The 18,607-nt window shown below is 73.0% G+C and carries 15 protein-coding genes and 2 pseudogenes; 12 read left to right on the top strand and 5 right to left on the bottom strand.

Annotated features, from left to right (window positions below):
• The first annotated feature begins 114 nt into the window (after positions 1-114).
• From MRQ36_RS18420 to MRQ36_RS18450, 8 genes are all read left to right on the top strand, one after another.
• Positions 115-2,391, top strand: coding sequence for an EAL domain-containing protein (locus MRQ36_RS18420; RefSeq protein ID WP_242797144.1), 2,277 nt, complete (start codon positions 115-117; stop codon positions 2,389-2,391).
• A 183-nt stretch (positions 2,392-2,574) separates the two neighbouring features.
• Positions 2,575-3,213: a hypothetical protein gene (locus tag MRQ36_RS18425; protein ID WP_242797146.1), complete on the top strand. Its 639-nt coding sequence runs from the start codon at positions 2,575-2,577 to the stop codon at positions 3,211-3,213.
• Between the two features lie 139 nt (positions 3,214-3,352).
• A complete protein-coding gene (locus MRQ36_RS18430) occupies positions 3,353-4,111 on the top strand; it encodes a MerR family transcriptional regulator (RefSeq protein WP_242797148.1) in 759 nt (252 codons plus the stop codon).
• 52 nt (positions 4,112-4,163) lie between these two features.
• Positions 4,164-4,448 carry an antibiotic biosynthesis monooxygenase family protein gene (locus MRQ36_RS18435; RefSeq protein ID WP_242797150.1) on the top strand — a complete coding sequence of 95 codons (285 nt, stop codon included), beginning with the start codon at positions 4,164-4,166 and terminating at the stop codon, positions 4,446-4,448.
• 1,679 nt (positions 4,449-6,127) lie between these two features.
• Positions 6,128-7,048: a replication-relaxation family protein gene (locus MRQ36_RS18440; RefSeq protein WP_242797152.1), complete on the top strand. Its 921-nt coding sequence runs from the start codon at positions 6,128-6,130 to the stop codon at positions 7,046-7,048.
• A gap of 366 nt (positions 7,049-7,414) precedes the next feature.
• Positions 7,415-7,570, top strand: coding sequence for a hypothetical protein (locus MRQ36_RS18445; protein ID WP_242797154.1), 156 nt, complete (start codon positions 7,415-7,417; stop codon positions 7,568-7,570).
• A gap of 135 nt (positions 7,571-7,705) precedes the next feature.
• Positions 7,706-8,248: a helix-turn-helix domain-containing protein gene (locus tag MRQ36_RS34470; RefSeq protein WP_374250392.1), complete on the top strand. Its 543-nt coding sequence runs from the start codon at positions 7,706-7,708 to the stop codon at positions 8,246-8,248.
• Positions 8,249-8,621: 373 nt separating this feature from the next.
• Positions 8,622-9,404: a hypothetical protein gene (locus MRQ36_RS18450; RefSeq protein ID WP_242797157.1), complete on the top strand. Its 783-nt coding sequence runs from the start codon at positions 8,622-8,624 to the stop codon at positions 9,402-9,404.
• Here the strand turns inward: MRQ36_RS18450 and MRQ36_RS18455 are convergent.
• Together MRQ36_RS18455 and MRQ36_RS33980 are read right to left on the bottom strand one after the other, a co-directional pair.
• Entirely contained in the window at positions 9,352-10,869 is a 1,518-nt protein-coding gene (locus MRQ36_RS18455) for a GntP family permease (RefSeq protein WP_242797159.1), read from the bottom strand. The genes MRQ36_RS18450 and MRQ36_RS18455 overlap by 53 nt on opposite strands.
• A 46-nt stretch (positions 10,870-10,915) precedes the next feature.
• Positions 10,916-12,454 carry a gluconokinase gene (locus tag MRQ36_RS33980; protein ID WP_242797161.1) on the bottom strand — a complete coding sequence of 513 codons (1,539 nt, stop codon included), beginning with the start codon at positions 12,452-12,454 and terminating at the stop codon, positions 10,916-10,918.
• Positions 12,455-12,723: 269 nt separating this feature from the next.
• Between MRQ36_RS33980 and MRQ36_RS18465 the strand changes: the two are divergent.
• Positions 12,724-13,880 (top strand): annotated as a pseudogene (locus tag MRQ36_RS18465) (hypothetical protein).
• 6 nt (positions 13,881-13,886) lie between these two features.
• Here the strand turns inward: MRQ36_RS18465 and MRQ36_RS18470 are convergent.
• Complete coding sequence (locus MRQ36_RS18470; protein ID WP_242797162.1) at positions 13,887-14,318, bottom strand: VOC family protein; 432 nt, start codon at positions 14,316-14,318, stop codon at positions 13,887-13,889.
• Between the two features lie 159 nt (positions 14,319-14,477).
• The gene (locus MRQ36_RS18475) at positions 14,478-15,053 is read right to left on the bottom strand and encodes a hypothetical protein (RefSeq protein WP_242797164.1); all 576 of its coding nucleotides are present in this window, start codon (positions 15,051-15,053) and stop codon (positions 14,478-14,480) included.
• 131 nt (positions 15,054-15,184) lie between these two features.
• Here MRQ36_RS18475 and MRQ36_RS33985 point away from each other — a divergent pair, with 131 nt between their 5' ends.
• From MRQ36_RS33985 to MRQ36_RS18490, 3 genes and pseudogenes are all read left to right on the top strand, one after another.
• Positions 15,185-16,159: a phosphotransferase family protein gene (locus tag MRQ36_RS33985; protein ID WP_242797166.1), complete on the top strand. Its 975-nt coding sequence runs from the start codon at positions 15,185-15,187 to the stop codon at positions 16,157-16,159.
• A gap of 273 nt (positions 16,160-16,432) precedes the next feature.
• Positions 16,433-17,110: a hypothetical protein gene (locus tag MRQ36_RS18485; protein WP_242797168.1), complete on the top strand. Its 678-nt coding sequence runs from the start codon at positions 16,433-16,435 to the stop codon at positions 17,108-17,110.
• Positions 17,111-17,387: 277 nt separating this feature from the next.
• Positions 17,388-17,471, top strand: a pseudogene (locus MRQ36_RS18490) (GntR family transcriptional regulator); the annotation flags it as partial.
• Positions 17,472-17,687: 216 nt separating this feature from the next.
• Here the strand turns inward: MRQ36_RS18490 and MRQ36_RS18495 are convergent.
• Positions 17,688-18,548: an AraC family transcriptional regulator gene (locus tag MRQ36_RS18495; protein ID WP_242797170.1), complete on the bottom strand. Its 861-nt coding sequence runs from the start codon at positions 18,546-18,548 to the stop codon at positions 17,688-17,690.
• Positions 18,549-18,607 lie beyond the last annotated feature (59 nt).

An 18,607-nucleotide genomic window follows, 5' to 3' on the forward strand; every position in this document is an offset into this window, starting at 1 on the left:
GCGGCACCGGCCGGTGGCTACGCTTGCGCCGTTCGCCGCCCGTGACCGGTCCTCATCGTCGAGGGTGCACGTGAAGAGAGAGAGCCGGAGCGAATAGTTGTGCTGCCCCGAGACGTGAGCCGTGCCGTGGCACCGGCCCGGCCCACGCTGTCCGGCCGCGTCGGGATCGTCGCGGCCGCTCTCGTCGTACTCGGGGAAGGGGTGTGGCTGGCGGCCCGGCTGCCCGGCGCCGCCCTGGTCAGCGACCTCGGCGCGGTCGCCGTGGCGAGCTGGGCGGCGCTGGCCTGCGTCGGCGTGGCCCGCCGGCACCCCACCCCGCTGCGCCGGTTCTGGGGCCTGCTGGCGGCCACCATGACGCTCGCCGCCATCGGCCGGGCACTGTGGACGGCCGAGCGGCTGGGCGGCAATGCGCTGCCGCACACCCCGCTGATCGGCGGCATCTTCACCGCCGGCCTGGTCACCGGCACCGCCGCGCTGCTCTCCTCGCTGGCGGCGCCGCGCAGCGCGGTCGGGCGGGCCCGGACCCTGCTCGACGGGGTGATCGTCGGGCTGGCCCTGATCCCGATCGGCTGGGTGGTGGTCTTCCGCGACATCGCCGCCGCCGACCTCACCGACCCGGTACGCACCTTCGGCCTGCTGTATCCGATGTTCGACCTGATGCAGCTCACCATCCTGGTGGCGGTCGCCGGACCGTCCCGGCCGATGTGGCCGGCGCTGACCGTGATCGGGGCGAGCCTCGCCACCCGCGCCGCCGCCGACGCGGGCTACGTCTCGCTCTTCGCGCACGGCGCCTACGCCCCCGGTCACCCGATCGATGTCTGCTGGCCGCTGAGCTACCTGCTGATCGGGGTCGCCACCCGCTACCCGCCGCCGCCCGGCTGCGACGGCACCGAGGAGATCAGCGAGTCGCCGCTGCCGCCCTGGTGGCGGGTGGCCCTGCCCTACCTGCCGGTCGGCGGCGCGATCGTCGCGGTGGTGCTCGCCCGCCGCCCCACCGGGCAGACCCCGCACCTGATCTTCCTCGGCATGATGACGCTGCTCGGCGTCCTGGCCGTCCGGCAGGGCCTGGCCGCCAACGAGAACCTGCGCCTGGTCGCCCGGCTGCGCCGGCTCGCCTACTCCGACCAGCTCACCGGCCTGCCCAACCGGCTCACCTTCAACCGGCGGCTGCGCCGCGCCCTGCGCGACGACGCCCCGGTCGCCGTGCTGCTGCTCGACCTGGACGGGTTCAAGCAGGTCAACGACCGCTTCGGGCACGCCACCGGCGACCGGCTGCTGACCGGCATCGCGGAACGGATGCGGGACGCCGTCGGCGGGGACGGCATGATCGCGCGCCTCGGTGGGGACGAGTTCGCGGTGCTCGTCGACGGCGGCCGGCCGGTGCCCCCCGACCGGCTCGCCGACCGGCTCCTCGCCGCCCTGCAACCGCTGCCCGGCGAGGAGGACCTGGGCGTGCACCCGTCGGCCAGCATCGGCATCGCCGAGTACGGCCCGCAGCACACCTCCCACACCGACCTGCTGCGCGACGCCGACATCGCGATGTACGCGGCGAAGGCGGCCGGCAAGTCCGCGTACCGGACGTGCACCGGGGCGCTGCGCGAGGCGGCGGTGTCCCGCGCCGAACTCATCGCCGACCTGCGCCGCGCCGTCGACGAGCGGCAACTGCACCTGGAGTTCCAGCCCATCGTGGACCTGGCCGGCGGGGCGGTACGCAGCGCGGAGGCGCTGGTCCGGTGGCGGCACCCCCGGCTCGGGGTGCTGACCCCGGCGAAGTTCCTGCCCCTGGCCGAGGAGACCGGGCTGATCCTGCCGATCGACCGGTGGGTGATCCACGAGGCGTGCCGGGCCGCCGCCCGGTGGCGGGAACGCGGCTCCGACGCCACCGTGGCGGTCAACATCGCCGCCGCGCACCTGCGCCGGCCGGACCTGGTCGCCATGGTCACCGACGCCACCGCGGCAGCCGGGCTGCCGCCGCACGCGCTCACCCTGGAGCTGACCGAGTCGGCGCTGATCGAGGGGAGCGACGCGGTGCTGGACCGGCTGCGCCGGCTCCGCGAACTGGGCGTCGGGATCGCCATCGACGACTTCGGCACCGGCTACTCCTCGCTGAGCTACCTGCACCGGATCCCGGCCACCGAGCTGAAGATCGACCGGTCCTTCGTCACCCGGCTCGACGCCGACGACACCCGGGCGTACGCGACGGTGGAGATGGTCACCCGGCTCGCCGACGCGTTCGACCTGACCGTGGTGGCCGAGGGGGTGGAGACCGGCGGGCAGCACGCGGCGGTGACCGCGATCGGCTGCGTGCACGGCCAGGGCTGGCGGTACGGCCGCCCGGCCGCCCTGCCCGAGTTGCTGGCCGCGCTCACGCCCGCCGACCTGCCCCACTGACCGGTCCCGCTGCCTGGCTCTGCCGGCCGGCCCCGCTGCCCGGTCGTGCTGACCGGCCCGGTCGACGGAGGTCGAAGGTCCCGACCGGGACGGGGGGTTCGGCCCTGCCTGCGGTGCCCCGCCGACCGCCACGATGAGACGGTCACGCCAGAAGCGAGCCACCATCCCCCAGGAGAGCCCCCCATGAAGCGACGGACCTTGGACCTGCTGTTCAGCATCGGTGGGCTGGGCCTCGCGGTCCTGCTCCTCGTCGTCGGCATCGTCCTGACCACGAACGCCAACTTCGCCAACACGTACGTGCACGACCAGCTCAGCGCCCAGCACATCAGCTTCAAGCCGGCCGACAAGCTGACCGACGAGGAGAAGAAGGTCGCCTGCCTGCGCGAGTACGCCGGCCAGAAGATGACCACCGGCAAGCAGGCCGAGTGCTACGCCAACGAGTTCATCGGCCTGCACCTCAAGGCCATCGGCGGCGGCAAGACGTACGCCGACCTGGGCGAGCCGCAGACCGCGCTCAAGGAGCAGGTGGCCCAGGCCGAGCAGGCCAAGGCCGCCAACCTGCCCGACCTGCAGAAGCAGCTCGCCGAGGTGACCGCCCAGCGGGAGACCGTCTTCAAGGGCGAGACGCTGCGCGGCCTGCTGCTCACCTCGTACGGCTTCAGCGAGTTCGGCCGCAAGGCGGCGCAGGGCGCGCTGGCGATGTACCTCGGTGCCGCGCTGCTCCTGCTGCTCTCGATCGCCGGCCTGGTGCACGCCTTCCGCACCCCGGCCAGCGAGGCGTTCGCCGCCCCGGAGCGGACGAAGCAGAAGGTCACCACCTGACCCTGCTGCGACACCGACCGCCCCGCTCGCCCGAACCCCCTCGGGCGAGCGGGGCGGTGTCGTGCGCGCCGCCGGGCACAATCGGCTTGACCCTCACGCAGCGGCAGGCGGGAGCCTCGGTCGTGGAAGGGAGGGGACCATGGCGTACACGGTGGGTCAGGTGGCGCGGGCGGCCCGGGTGACGGTCCGGACGCTGCACCACTACGACGAGATCGGGCTGTTGTCGCCCAGGGGTCGCACCGCGGCGGGCTACCGCCGCTACGACGACGCGGACCTGGAGCGGCTGCAGCTCATCCGGGCGTACCGGGAGCTGGGGTTCCCGTTGGAGGAGATCGCCGAGATCCTCGACGACCCGGACGGCGACCCGCTGCCGCACCTGCGGCGGCAGCACGAGCTGCTGACCGGGCGGATCGGGAAGCTCCGGGAGATGGTCGCGGCGATCGAGTTCGCGATGGAGGCGAAGAAGTTGAACATCCCACTCACCCCGCAGGAGCGGTTCGAGGTGTTCGGGGAGCACGACCCGGAGCAGTACGCCGAGGAGGTGGAGCAGCGCTGGGGCGACACCGAGGCGTACCGGCAGTCGGCCGAGCGGACGGCGCGCTATTCGAAGGAGGACTGGCAGCGCAACAAGGCCGAGAACGACGACTGGGGACGGCGACTCACCGCCCTCATGGACTCGGGTGCCCCGGCCGACGGCGCGGAGGCGATGGCGCTGGCCGAGGAGCACCGTCAGCTCATCACCCGCTGGTTCTACGACTGCCCGTACGAGCTCCACACCTGCCTGGCCGACATGTACGTGGCGGACGAGCGGTTCACCGCGTACTTCGAGAAGCTCCGGCCGGGAATGGCGGCGTACGTGAGCGAGGCGATCCACGCCAACGCGATCACCCGGGCGTGAGCCACCTTCGGTGGCAGGATGGGCCGGACGGCCCAGCCACCGGAGGTGACCCGTGCTCATCGTCGCCGGCAGTCTCTATGTCGACCCCGCCGGGCGGGACGCCTACCTGGCCTCCTGCGTGGAGGCCGTACGGGCGGCCCGCTCGGCGCCCGGCTGCATCGACTTCGCGGTCAGCGCGGACCTGGTGGAGCCGGGCCGGATCAACGTGTATGAGCGGTGGGAGTCCGAGGAGCAGTTGCTGGCCTTCCGGGGTTCCGGCCCGTCCGAGGAGCAGGCGACGGCGATCCTCGGCGCCGAGGTGCACCGATACCTGATCTCCGGCGTCGAGGCCCCCTGACCGCAGGATCCTGGACCTCCCCGGCCGGGTCTGGATCAACCAGCCCGCGCTGGAACCAGGGTCCGCTGAACATCCGCTGGCCTCGATTCGTTGACACCTCTCGTGTCAGCGTCGGTGTCCGTGACGGTGGCGCGTCTGTAAATGTCAGAGGCGCTGTCACGCGTCGTGTCGGCGGTGCCAGGCCGTGTGGCATGCCTGGGCCGCTGCGGACATGTCATTCGTCTGCGGTGGCGTAGTCCGGCCGGGGACATGCGCCCTGTTGGTCGAATGTGGTTTTCCTTCGGACACGTCCGCGCTGCAGGGGCATGGCCGTGGCCCGTGGGTGCTGGCTGTCTGTCTCTGCGGCTGGCATGTCAGCGCGGCAGACCGCCGGCACGACGGGGTGACCGTCGCGTGTCGCTGGGACCGGTGACACGGGCGCGAGAGTGTCCTAGTCCTGCTCATCGGCCCTGCCGGACATCGCTAACGACAATCAGTCGGCCGTATTCCGGACACCGGCGGGAGTCCGGGGCAAGGGCCTCGAGCCATTGTTGAGGTGCCTTATGGCCACCGGTGGCGGGGCCGTGCTTGCCGCGCTGGCCAACCGGATGTCAATCGACGGCGGTGGAGGGAACCCGGTGTGGTTTGCGTGTGTCCGAAGTTTCGGGCGGCGACCTGTCATGGCGAAGGCGACGACATAGCCGACATGTGTCGTTCCGCCACCGCCCGGGGCGTCACCGGCCGGTGTCCGCCACGTCGTCGTGTCCATCGACAAACATCGGTGACATTGCCGAGTGGCGGAACTTGTTCGGTTGTGCCGGCGGTGGACGTGCTCCGTGGTGCGTCGGAGTGCGGTGCCTTCGGGCAGTGGTACGGCCCAGGCGGGATGTCCGACGCATCCTGGCACGGCAGCTGTCAGCCAGGCCGGTTTGTGTGAGTGTGGCCTTGGCCATGCACGAGGCCGGAGACTGGAATCCGACCTGGGCTGTGACTCTTTGTGACCGGCTGTGAGTGCCTGTTGGTGTCCGTGAGGGCCTGTGAGCATCTGTGGGTGCCTGCCTCCGGGTGAGTTGCCGTCCGGTGGCTCGTTGGCCCGGCCGGTGTGGAGGCGTGTCGTTCTTTCAGCTCTGGCTGACGACAAAAGATCGCCTGAGCCTTCGCGTCGGTCAGCGCGGCGCAGCGCTGTGAGTGGTTGTGAGTTCGGGGGGCGTTCGCCAGGGCACACACACGACGGTTTGTAGGTGTGGGACGAAACGGCGTCCGATCAGCCGTCGATCTTGATGGCGGCCGAGGCCCTCGACGCATCAGTTGGATTCGTTCGATAGGCGGAGGTCTGCCGAGGTCGGACGCTCGCTGCAGGCGGTGGTTTGTCGCGTGTCGCGGGTGTGAGGGGACGTCGTGGCTGCCCGTTGGTGGACGACCGGAGTCAGTGTGTGCCGGCGTGTGACCGTCAACGCCCCCGGGACGGTGACGGGCGTCGTCTCCGGCTGGCCTGATGCCAGGTCGAGTCGCCGATGAACCGTGCCTGGGTCCGTGCTGGCGTCAGTGTCTGCCGACGTTTCTGGGTCGCCCTTCAACCTGACCCAGAAACGGACTCCTCGCGCTCCTGTCACTGCGGCTCATGCCGTCGGTGGCTGAGTCCGTCCCAGCTCAGAGAGACCTTCCGGTCTCTCCCTCACCCCTGCAGGAGACGCACACCCATGTCCGACCAGGTGCTTCGTGCCCAGTCCATCCTGACTGTCCGTGACCATGTCCTGCTCGGCTGGCTGGCCGATCACGGTGTGCTGACCACGCCGCAGATCGCCCACGCCCTGTTCCCGTCGTTGGACTTCGCGCAGCGCCGCCTGCACCGGCTACGAGGCGTCGGTGCAGTCGACCGGTTCCGGCCCCTCAAGACCGACGGCGGCTCCTACCCCTACCACTATGTCCTGGACCAGCTCGGCGCCGAGATCATCGCCGCGCACCGCGACCAGCCGCCACCGCGCCCCAGCCAGACCCGGGCTCGGCGCCGCCGCTGGACCGTTGCCCGCGTCCTGGCACACCGGTTGGGGGTCAACCAGTTCTTCATCGATCTCGCCGGTCACGCCCGCGTCCATCCCGACCACGAACTGAGCCGGTGGTGGTCGGAATCGCGGTGCCGCGAGCCGGGTGCCTTCGCCGGACCGGATGCCCCGGTCGAGCTGCATGCGTATCCCGCGCCCATTCATCCCGACGGCCACGGCATCTGGAAGGCCGGAGACCATCAGGTGCCGTTCTTTCTCGAGTACGACACCGGCACGGAACCACTGACCGAACTCGTCCGCAAAGTCGACGCCTACCACCGCATGGCCGGCCTCGGTGGTCCCCGCTGGCCCGTGCTGTTCTGGCTGCACTCCATGGCACGCGCCCACCACCTCCACCAGCGTCTTGCCCGGGAAACCCTGCGCGTTCCCGTCGCCACCGCGGGACGGGACCACGCCGCGCAGGCTGCCGTCGGTCCCGCCGGGCCGCTGTGGTGGCTCCACGGCCATCAAGGCCCCCTCGCCCTGGCTGACCTTGCCGACGCGCTGCCCTACCTTCACCACCTTGAGCATCAGCCCGACGGGTTCGGTCGACCCTTCGTCCCACACCGCCGACCCTAGCCACCGGACGGCTGAGGGACCACACCGCTAATTCCCTGACCGACCCTTCTCGGCCGGTGCGCCGAGCCGGCCGAGGAGGGACTAAGGGTCAGCCGGCACGGATGGTGCTTCTTCTGTCCGCGCCGTCGAGCCACCGCCCGAGCCGCAACCGCCTTCCGCTTTCTCACGCTCACGACCGGCTGACTCCCTCACCAGGCGTGTCCGGCCTGGCCCGTCAGGGACGGCGGGCGGGGTCGGACGACTTGACCTTTCGGCAGAGTCGAGGGTCGATCGTGTCCGCCAGTCCGTGCACCTGTCGCTGACGGACGTGAACCACTGACGGAAGGACCCCGAACCGTGCCTTGGGAACGTCTCAGTCTGCTCAACGTGACTCCCGACGACCTGGCCGATCCGCTTCTGTGGAGACCCGCTCTCGGCGTCACCGCCGCACATCGGCCGGACAACCACGGCATCTGCGGCGACCTGCGATGCACCGGCCAGAGCGGCATGTGCGCTGCCGCCCGCGCGCCCGCCGAATCGTGAATCTCGCGCCACACCGCCCGTGCCCCGACCCCTGGCATGCTGGGAACACTGAACCGGGGGCTTGATCAGGAATCGGAGTCCTGACTCGTGACCACTGTTTGCCCTGCCCCTGCTGGGGGTGCCGCCGCCGTAAAGGTGGCTCTGCTGGAATCCAAGGACCTTCGCCCCAATGAACGGCTTGTGCTGGTGGCTATCGCTGCGCACACCAACCGGGAAGGGTTGGCCTGGCCGTCTGTCTCCACGATCGCTGACTACGCGGGCGTCTCTGTCCGGACAGTGCAGCGGGCCCTGGCGAAGCTGGTCCAGCTTGGTCGCCTTGTCGTGCGCCAGACCGCCACCATCGCCACCCGGGTTTACCGCCTGGTGAGGGGACAGCCGTCCGGGGGTGACAATCAGCCTGGCGGGGTGACGAATGAGGGCCCCGGGGGTGACAGCCAGGGTGTCACCCGAAGTGGTGAAGACCAATCGAAGATGAAGCGCGCTGGCGCGCGTGACTGGCGTAGCTGGGTCAAAACCAAGATCCCCAGCCCGAACCTCCAGGGACCCCGGTGCAGGCCCGTGGAGCGTCGTGGGGCTGCTTTGCCGGTCGCTAACAGGGCGGAGCAGTGCCCTAGCCACCGCGGTAGCCCTCGGGGCAACTGTGGCCCATGCCGGTCTGAGGCTTTGGCGGGTGCCTGATGAACGGCGCCGCCGGTTATGCCCGGGGCCCGGTCCTGATCGGCGGATTGGCGGTGATGCTTGAGCCCTTCGCCGTCGCTCGCCGCTTGGTGAACCAGCACGGCCACCAGGTTGCCGCCGAGGAAATCGGAGCGGGGCTGTCCCGGTAGCAGCGGCTCGCTACCGTGCTTGTCGGCCGCCGCCGGGGTGGCCGGATGCGAGCGGGGGCTCCCGGATGATCCGGTCGGTGCGACACCTGGCCATGGCGTGTCTCGGTTTGACGCTGCTAGGTGGCTGTACCGGGCCGGCCACCCGGGCGGCGTCGTCCCGATCGGCGCCGCCGTCGAGCCCCACTCCTTCCGCGAGCCGGACACGGCCACTCGGGCCCACGCCGTTGACCAGGGCGGTCGCCCGGCTCAAGGCCGAGCCCCGTACCGCCGCCACCGTCATCATCGCCCTGACCTGCGACGGCCGGCACCGGATCGAGTTGCGGGGCGGCGGTGAGGCGGCCGCCGGCCGGGCCATGCGGGTGAGCTACCGGCAGAACGACGCGGTCGGCGAGCCGGTGCCCGGTGGCGAGGTGCTCATCGTCGACGGGACCAGTTGGCAGCGCTGGGACGGGGTGGGTCCGAGGTCGGGTGGCGGGTACTGGCCGCTCGACGCCCCGGAACCGCTGCGCCAGCCCGATTCGCGCACCCTGATCCCCGGCCAGTGGTACGGGCCGGCGGCGCTGCCGTTGGTGGACCCGCTGCTGCTGATCGAGGACGCGCCGACCGTTCCGGTCTCGTCCAGGTCACCCGTGCCGGGGGCGGACGGCGCTGTCACCGCGTACACCTTTCACCGGGATCTGCGCGGCGGCCCGGTCGGGCCGCGGCTGGCCGGCTGGGCGCGGGCGACGGGCACCACCGCCGTGGACGTCACCCTCTGGGCCGATGCGACCGGCCGGCCCCGGCGGTACGCGGTGACCGGGCGGGGTGACTGCGCGACCACGGCGGACATCGTCTACCGGGCCGCCGACCCGAAGGTGCACCTCCTGCCGCCGCGGCCGGACCAGCTCCGTCCGAGCGCCCGGGCGGCCACCCCGCCGCCGGCCGACAGCGGGCCGACGGCGGGAGACACCCCTGTTACAGCACCAGATCCAGCAGGAGGACCCCGGCGAACCCGACGACCGAGATGATCGTCTCCATCACCGACCAGCTCTTGATGGTCTGCCCGACGGTCAGCCCGAAGTACTCCTTGACCAGCCAGAAGCCGGCGTCGTTGACGTGTGAGAAGAAGAGCGAGCCGCAGCCGACGGCGAGGGCCAGCAGTGCCACCTCCGGTCCCTGGAGGGTGGCCGCGAGGGGCGCGACGATGCCGGCGGCGGTGATGGTGGCGACGGTGGCCGAGCCGGTCGCCACCCGGATGCCGACGGCGACCAGCCAGCCCAGCAGCAGCGGGGACAGGTTGGCGTTCTTGGCGGCGTCGGCCACCAGGTTGCCGACGCCGGCGTCGACGAGCACCTGCTTGAATCCGCCGCCGGCGGCGACGATCAGCAGGATGCCGGCGATCGCCGGGAGTGAACCGCCGAGGAAGCCGGAGACCTGGCTGCGGCTGAAGCCGGTGCGGTAACCGAGGAAGATCATCGCGAAGATGACGCCGGCGAGCAGGGCGACGATCGGCGTACCGACGATGTCGAGCGCCTTGCGGCCGCCGGTGCCCTCGGCGAGGGTCAGTTCCCCGATCGCGCGCAGCAGCATCAGCACCACCGGCAGCAGCACGGTGACCACCGCCGCCCACAGCGCGGGCCCGCGCCGGGAGCGGACGTCCGGGGCCTCGTCGATCGGCTCGCCGGGGCGACCGGCACCGGGGTTGACCAGGTCGTCCTCGGTGACCAGGTCACCGTCGGCGTCGACCGGCCCCCGGCCGGGGGTGGTGGGCCGCCGGTCCCCGGTGACCGAGACCGGCCGCCGGGTCGGCAGCAGCGCCTCGGGCGCGGTGGCCGGCACGTAGCGGGCGATGAAGTTGCCGAACACCGGACCGGCGATGATCACCGTCGGGATGGCGACCAGCAGGCCCAGCGCGAGGGTCTGGCCGAGGTTCGCGCCGAGCGCGTCGATCGCGACCAGCGGGCCCGGGTGCGGCGGCACCAGGCCGTGCAGCACCGACAGACCGGCCAGCGCCGGAATGCCGATCTTCATCAGGGGTACGTCGACCCGCCGGGACACCAGCAGCACGATCGGGACCAGCAGCACCACGCCGACCTCGAAGAAGAGCGGCAGCCCGATCAGCGCGGCGACCCCGGCCATCGCCCAGGGCAGGGCGCCGCCGGAGACCCGGGTGACCACCCGTTCGACGATGCCGTCCGCGCCGCCGGACTCGGCGAGCAGACCACCGATCATCGCACCGAGGGCGATCAGCAGACCCACGCCGCCGACGGTGGAGCCGACGCCGCCGCTGAACGAGGTGACGATCTTGTCGGGGGTCACGCCGGCGACCACGCCGAGCACGGCCGCGCCGAGGATCAGGGCGAGGAACGGGTGCACCTTGCCCCAGGCGATGAGGAGCACCACCGCGGCGATGCCCAGCAGGGCCGCGATGACCAGTTGGGTGTTGCCGGCGTTCGTCAGTGGTTCCGCCGGTGCGGCGAGCAGTGTGACCACGGCTATCACGACCTTCGGTAGTCGTCCGGGCGAGTGGGCCGGGCGATCACATGGGTGGGGCGGTGGGTGGTGGTTCCGGCGGCAGGCTCGGCGCCAGCCGCCGCAGTGACGCGAACGTGGGTACGAGGGCGTCGTACAGCTCGGAGAAGAGCGGGAGCAGGGCGGCGTAGACGGCTGCCGAGGCGGGGTCGGGGCGTACCGTCTCGTCGATCTCGACCAGGTCGGCGGCGACATCGATGGAGGTGATCAGGCCGAGGGCCTGCATGCCGAGCAGGGCCGCGCCGAAGCTGGACCCCTCGTGGCCGGCGGGGAAGCGGACCGGCATGCCGAGCGCGTCGGCGAGGATCTGCCGCCACAGCGGGCTGCGGGCGAAGCCGCCGCTGGCGCGTACCTCGCGGACCTCGTTGCCGGCCGCGCGGACCGAGGCCAGCACCAGGGCGAGCTGCTGGCAGACCCCCTCCAGCGCGGCCCGGACCAGGTGCTCGCGGCGGTGGCCGTGGGTCAACCCGACGTACGCGCCGCGCGGCAGCGCGCTCCAGTGCGGTGCGCGTTCGCTGAGCAGATACGGCAGCATGATCAGCCCACCCGAGCCGACGGGTGCCCGGGCGGCCAGTTCCAGCAGTTCCTCCTCGGCGTGCTCGCCGAGTTCGGGGGCGAGCGCGTCGCCGGCCCACTGGAGCACGATGCCGCCGTTGTTGATGGCGCCGCCGACCACCCAGCGGTCCTCGGTGAGCGCATAGCAGAAGACGCCGCCCAGCGGGTCGACGGCGGGGCGTTCCACGGCCACCCGCATCGCCCCGGAGGTGCCGATCGAGCAGGCCACCACGCCGGGTTTCACCGCGCCGAGCCCCAGGTTGGCCAGCGGCCCGTCGCCGGCACCCACCACCAGCGGGGTGTCGGCGGGCAGCCCGGTCGCCTCGGCCGCGGCGGCGGTCAGCCCCGGCAGCACGGTGGTCGTGGGCACCAGCTGCGGCAGCTGCTCCTCGGTGACGCCGGCGACGCGGAGCGCCCCGGCGTCCCAGGTCAGCGTGTGGATGTTCATGAGGCCGGTGGCGGAGGCGACGGAGTGGTCGGTGACCAGCGTCTCGGTCAGTCGCAGCAGCACGTAGTCCTTGATGCCGACCCAGTGCGCGACCCGTTCGAAGAGCTTCGGTTCCTGCTCGGCGAACCAGACCAGCTTCGGCAGCGGTGCCATCGGGTGCACCGGGGTGCCGGTACGCCGGTGCAGCGCCAGCCCGGACGGTACGGCCCGCATCCGTTCGGCCTGTGCGCTGGCCCGGGAGTCGGCCCAGGTCACCGACCGGGTGAGCGGCACGCCGTCGGGGTCCAGCCCGATCAGACTGTGCATGGCGGTGCTGAACGACAGTCCGGCGATGGGTGCGGCCAGTTCGGTGACCACCGCGCGGACGCACTCCAGCACCGCGTCGAGGATCAGTTCCGGGTCCTGCTCGGCATACCCGGGGTGCGGCTCGTCCAGCGGGTAGCCGGCGGAGTGGCTGGCGAGTTGCCGCCCGTCGGTGTCGTACGCGACCGCCTTGGTGCTGGTGGTGCCGATGTCGACGCCCACCACGACGGTCGGGTCCACGGCTCCGCCTCCTCGCGCACCGGTGGCGGTGGCTCCGGTGCCACCGCGCTGCGGCTGACGTTACCGACGGCCGGGGGTGCCCGCACGGTGAAGCGGGGCGGTCGAGATCGTCGGCCGGCGAGCCGGAATCGACGCAGGCTTTTCCGACTATCGTTCGGGTCAATCAGCCGATCGGTCAGATTGGCGACTTAAGCGTGTCTTATGGCCCTTACGCCCCAGTTGACGTGATTGACACCCCGGATGGTGGCTCGCGCGGCGGAGGAGTCGGCGTGGCGAAGACTGATTCGACGGGTTCCACGTGGCGGTACCGGTGGGCGCACCGGCAGAACGAGCGGCGGCAACGGTCCTTCCGCGACGCCGAGCAGGCGTGGCGGCGCCGCGAGGACGAGCTGCGGCGGCTGCGTACCCTCGCCGGGTCCTTCCGGGGCTCCGCCGACGCGGGCGCCGGACTGCCGATGGAGCTGGCCCCCGGCGAGCTGGTCTTCTGGGCGCTGCCGGCGGCGCAGCTGGTCGAGGTGCGGCACACCGCCGTGCTGCCCGCCCCCGAGCTGACCGTCGACCCGGAGCCGGCGGCGGTGCGCCCGCGCCGCCCGGAGGGTGTCCGGGTCACCGACGCGGGGCTCGCGGTGCTCACCAACCGTCGGCTGGTCCTGCTCGGTGGGCGCGGCCGGCGCGACTGGGCGTACGGGAGGATGACCGGGCTGGCCCACGACCCGGCGGCGCCGGTGACCCTGATTCAGGTGCTGGACCGGCGCCGCGCCTCGGGTCTGCTGCTGCCGACCGGTGCGGTCGCCGACTTCCGGTTCAAGCTCACCCTGGCCTTCGCCGACGCGATCGAGCAGCGCGCCGCGGTGGTCGGCCAGCTCGACGAGCTGATCGCCGAGCACGGGCAGACCCGGCCGTTCCGGCCGGAGATCGCCACCCCGGCGCAGGCCCGGCGGCTGGCGCTGGTGCCCGGCGGCCGGCGTACCGTCGCCGTGGGGGCGGCCCTCGCGTTGATCGTGCCGGCGATGCTCTTCGAGTCGGACCCGCCGGTCCGGCCCGGCTCCGACGTCGCCTCCGCCGCGACCCCGGCCGCCACCGCCACGCCCCGGCCGGCGGCCGGGTCGGCGCCCCGGCCGTCCGGAAGCCCGGCAGGCGCCCCGCCGCCGCACCGACCGCGTCACCGTCCCGCGTCGCCGCACCGCAGCCGGGCGTCGCGGGACGCTGCGGCGCCCCGGTCAACCCCTTCGGGTACGACTACTGCGGCGGCACCCGGATCCGCCGGCCCGCCGACCGGGTCTGCGCCTTCTTCGCCTGCGCGCCGGGTTTCTGGGCCGGCCGGGGCTATCTGGTGCAGTGCCGGGACGGGCACGTCAGCCTGACCGGCGGCCGGCCCGAGGTCTGCGCCGCCCAGCGCGGCGTGCTTCGCACCGTGTGGGGCTGACCCGGCTCAGCCGCCGAGTTCGGGGACGGTGAGGGTGCCGTCCGTGGCGAGGGGGAAACCCGGGTTCCAGGCGATCTCCCACAGGTGACCGTCCGGGTCGGTGAAGCAGCCCGCGTAGCCGCCGTAGAACGTCTCTCGGGCCGGTCGGGTGACCGTCGCGCCCGCGTCGGCCGCCCGGTGCAGGATCTCGTCGACCTCCGCCCGGCTGCGGACGTTCTGCGCCAGGCTCAGGCCGCCGAAGCCGTCGCCGCCGGAGTCGGTCAGGCCGGCGTCGTCGGCCAGTTTGTCGCGTCCCCAGAGCACCAGCGCGAGGCCGCCGGCCTGGAAGAAGACGGTCTCCTCAACCTCCTGCCCGCGCCAGCCGAGCCGCTCGTAGAAGGCGCGGGCCCGCCCCACGTCGGCCACGCCGAGGGTGACCAGGCTGATCCGTTGCTCCATGGCCGGACCGTACCGCCCCCGGCCGACAGGACGTCCCTGCCTGGGGCGACGACCCGCCGGCCGGTCACCGCCGGGTCGTGCGGGAGAGCGGCGGTCCGGGTGGGCAGCAGCCCGGCAGTGCGAGCGGGCGGTAGGGCCGGGCGGGAGCAGCCCGGCGGTTCAGCGGGTGGGACGGCCGAGCGGGAGCAGGCCGGCGAGGACGAGCGCGGCGCCGATCGGCAGCAGGTCCAGCTCGACGGCGATCGCGGCGAAGCCGACGAAGACCGCCCCGGGCGACCACGCCGGCAGCAGTCGGGGCTGGACGAGGGCGGCCCGGACCAGCAGGACGAGCAGGCCCACCTCGAACAGTGCCGGCCCGCCGACCAGCACCACATCGGACGGTGGCACGGCGTCGGCGAAGCCGGCGAAGATGTCGCCGAGGATCACCCGGACGAACGCCGCCGCGCCGACCAGCCCGGTGACGGTGGCCGCCTCGGTGAGCGCCCGCTGTCGGGGTGAGGCGGCGAGCAGCAGGCCCCGCAGTCCCAGGATGACCGCGCCGAAGAGCACCACGCCGAGCAGGAAGAGGCTGTGCCCGGTCAGCCAGGCCCAGCCCTGCTTGTCGCGCGCGCCGTCCCAGCTGTCGATCAGGCGCAGGATGCCGTAGCCGAGCAGGAGCAGGGACGCGGTCACGGCCGCCGGCCGTAACCAGGGGTACGCGGCGCGGGCGGCGACCCGGGAATCGGTGGTGATCATTGGGTCAGCCTGGCAGTGGCGGTACGTCGGGACATCGGGGGTGAACCCGTAGCGCCCCCGGAGTGTCGTCCCCGGTGCCGCCTCGGGGTTAACCGCTCGCCCGCCGACCGCCGTGGCGCTACCGTCCCCGGGTGTCCCGTACCGTGACCCTCGCCCTGGTCGACGCCGAGGGTGTGCCGCTGGGCAGTCTGCCCCCGTACGACGTGCCGGAGCCCTGGTGGCAGGAGGTCGGCTCGGTGGTCACCGAGGCCCGGCGGCGGCACGACCTCGACGTGGTGGTGCTGCGGCTGCTCTCGGCGGACCCGCCGAAGCCACCCGGCGGCCACCTCACCTACCTCGCGCAGGTCACCGAGTCGCCGGTCGTGCCCCTGAGCCCGCCGACGTTCGACGTGTCGAAGGAGCCGCTGCGCGCCGCCTGGGCTCGGCCGGGCGGCCCGGCGCGCAGCCTCGCCTGGGCCACTGAGGAGCTGCGCCGGCTCGGCCGGCCGGTGACCGGTGTCGCGCAGCAGCGCGCCTGGAACCTGTCGGCGATCTGGCGGCTCGACGGCGAGTGGGGCAGTGCCTGGCTGAAGCAGGTGCCGCCCTTCTTCCGTCACGAGGCGGTGGTGCTGCGCCGGCTCGCCGGCTCCGGCTCCACCCCCACCCTGCTCGCCGCCGACGACTCGGGCCGGATGCTGCTGGACCACGTGCCCGGCGAGGACCGGTACGCGGCCGACGTCGACGAACGCGCCGCGATCGCCGTCGACCACCACGCCCTCCAGGTGCGTGCCGCCGCCGACGTCGCGGGGCTGGTCGCGGCCGGCGTACCCGATCGGCGGGTGCCGGCGCTGGCCGGCTGGATCCGGACGATGCTCGCCCCGCACGACGTATCCGTCGTGGCCGGTCTCCTGGCCGATCTGGACGACCGCCTCGACGAGGTACGCCGCTGCGGCCTGCCGGACACCCTCGTCCACGGCGACCTGCACCCGGGCAACGTCCGCGGCGAAGGCGGGCGGCGGGTCGTCATCGACTGGGGGGACTCGTTCGTCGGCCATCCCGCCTTCGACCTGCTGCAACTCACCGACACCCTCGACCCGGCGGCGGCCGGCCGGCGGCCGGCCGGCTGACGGCGGAGTGGACCGCGCGGTGGCGGGCCGACGCGCCCGGCTGCGACCCCGAGCGGGCGGTGGCGCTGCTCCGGCCGGTCGCCCCACTGCGGACGGCCGCCGTGTACGCGATGTTCCTCGCCGGAATCGAGCCGAGCGAACACCCCTTCCACGTCCATGACGTGCCGGCCTGCCTGCGACAAGCGGCGGCGCTTGTATCAACCAATTGACACAACGATCGCGGTCGGCGATGCTCCTTGTGTCAAACGACTGATACAAGCCGGGAGTGGCGACATGGCGATCGCGCTGGCCCTCGGACCCGTACTCGGGTTCCTGATCGTGGCCGTGCTGGCCCGACCTTCGGCGGAGGCCACCGCCGCGCCCGCCGCCGTCCGGCGGACCGTCCTGCGCTGGCGGTGGGCCGGGCTGCTGCTCGGCCTGCTCGTCGCCGCCGTCGCCTGGGACCGGGACCCGCTGGGCCGGGGCGTGCTGCTCGCCGCGCCGCTGCTCGCGCTCTGCGTGCTCGCCGGCGTGGTCGTCGGGGAGACCCGCGCGGTCCGCCCCGCTGGCATCACCCGCCGGGCCGCCCTGGAGACCCGCCAGGTCCGCGACTACCTGCCGCGCGTTCCCGGGTGGACGGTCGCCGCCGCCGGCACCACCCTCACCGCCCTGCTGGCCGCGACCACCACCGCCGCCTCCGCCGACGACCTGGGCCGCGCCGGCCGCTCCCTGGCGTACGACTGCGGCCGGTTCGCCGGCTGCACGGCCCTTGGGCCGGCTCGTTCTACAGCCTGCCGCTGGCCGTCGTGGTCGGCGTCGGAGCGCTGCTCGCCGCACTGGCGCTGCACCGGGTGGTCGGCCGGCCCCGCCCGCAGGACGCCGCCGGTGACCTCGTACCCGACGACGCCGAGCGGCGGCGCTCCGCAGCGGCCGTCACCGGCGCCACCGGCCTGCTGGTCACCGTCCCGCTGATCGGTGTCTCCCTGGTCACCGCCCTCGGCCTGCTGGCCAGCCCGTGCCGGCCGACGTGGTGGACGGCGACCGCCTGGCTGCTGCTCCTGCTGATCCCCGGCTGGCTCGCGCTGCTCGGCTGGAGCGGGGCCGCCCTGCTGACCGCCGGCACTCGGCCGGCCCGACCCGTCCCGGCGGCGGCGTGAGCACGCCTCCGACCCTCCAGGTCAGCGCCGACGACCCGACCCCGCCCTACGAGCAGCTGCGTCGGCAGCTCACCGAACTCATCGACGCCGGGGTGCTCACGCCCGGGGACCGGCTGCCCCCGCTGCGGCAGCTCGCCGGTGACCTCGGCCTCGCCGTCGGCACCGTCGCCCGGACCTACCGAGAGCTGGAAGCCGGCGGGCTGGTCCGGTCCCGCCGAGGCGGCGGCACCCGGGTCGCCGAGCGGGCCGCCCCGAGCCCGCCGACGAGCGCCGCCGCGTGCTGGACCGGCACGCCGCCGCCTACCTGCGGCAGGCGCTGCTGCTCGGGGCGGACCGGGAGACGACCCTCGACGCCGTCCGGCGGGCCTGGGCCGCCCAGGGGTGAGCCCTGGTCAGGCCCGCCGCACCGGGATCCACAGCTCGGCGTCGGCCCGCTGCCCGTCCGCCGACACCCGCACCTTGGAGATCTCCGGGCCGGGCCGGCTCTCGTACGGGTTGGACGGGAACCACTGGGTGAACACGTCCCGCCACAGGTACTGCACCGCCTGCGGGAACTCGCCCGAGGTGGCGAAGACCGCCCAGTCGCCGGCCGCGACCGGCAGGGCGTCCAGATCCTCGGGTACGTCGGCGCCGGTCACCGCGCCCAGCCAGTAGTCCAGCTCGGAGCCCTCCGCCCGGTCCCCGGTCAGGTTGTCGCTGACGTTCACGACGCCCTGCGGCTCCTGGTCCGACAGCGCCTCGATCCGGCGGGTGGTCTCCGGTTCGATACCGCGGACGAAGGCGACGATGGCCGGGTTCATCCCCTCGTGGACCAGCGGGACACGGGCCTTCCGCCCGACCAGGTGAAAACTGTCCTTCGTGACGATCCGGTACTCCATGGTGGTACTCCCTTCGACGACGAGTCGGAAGGACATCCGGGGCTGGGCGCGCAGCGTGGCCCCCGTACGCCGGGCGTCGCTCGGACCGATGCCGTGCACGGCGCGGAACGCCCGGGCGAACGCCTCGTTGGAGCCGTAACCCCAGCGGACCGCGATGTCGAGCAGCGACCGCTCGCCGGCCAGCACCTCCGCGCCCGCGACCGTGAGCCGCCGCCGCCGGACGTACTCCGACAGCGGCACGCCGGCCAGCGCGGAGAACAGCCGCCGGAAATGGTGTTCCGACGTGACCGCGATCCGGGCCAGCTCGGCCACCTCGATCTCCTCGTCGAGGTGCCGCTCGATGTAGCCCATGGCCTGGTTGAGCCGCTCCAGCACCCGATGCTCCTTCCGTCTTTCGTCATCGACGCTAGGCGTCACCGGAAGCTCCGACCCGA

Source organism: Micromonospora sp. R77 (assembly GCF_022747945.1).
Taxonomy (GTDB): Bacteria; Actinomycetota; Actinomycetes; order Mycobacteriales; family Micromonosporaceae; genus Micromonospora.

Bases quoted from the DNA above. Each gene is read 5' to 3' on its own strand.
- MRQ36_RS18425 (WP_242797146.1), top strand. From the start codon at position 2,575: ATGAAGCGACGGACCTTGGACCTGCTGTTCAGCATCGGTGGGCTGGGC.
- MRQ36_RS18430 (WP_242797148.1), top strand. From the start codon at position 3,353: ATGGCGTACACGGTGGGTCAGGTGGCGCGGGCGGCCCGGGTGACGGTC.
- MRQ36_RS18470 (WP_242797162.1), bottom strand. From the start codon at position 14,318: ATGGAGCAACGGATCAGCCTGGTCACCCTCGGCGTGGCCGACGTGGGG.
- MRQ36_RS18485 (WP_242797168.1), top strand. From the start codon at position 16,433: ATGGCGATCGCGCTGGCCCTCGGACCCGTACTCGGGTTCCTGATCGTG.
- MRQ36_RS18440 (WP_242797152.1), top strand. From the start codon at position 6,128: ATGTCCGACCAGGTGCTTCGTGCCCAGTCCATCCTGACTGTCCGTGAC.
- MRQ36_RS18475 (WP_242797164.1), bottom strand. From the start codon at position 15,053: ATGATCACCACCGATTCCCGGGTCGCCGCCCGCGCCGCGTACCCCTGG.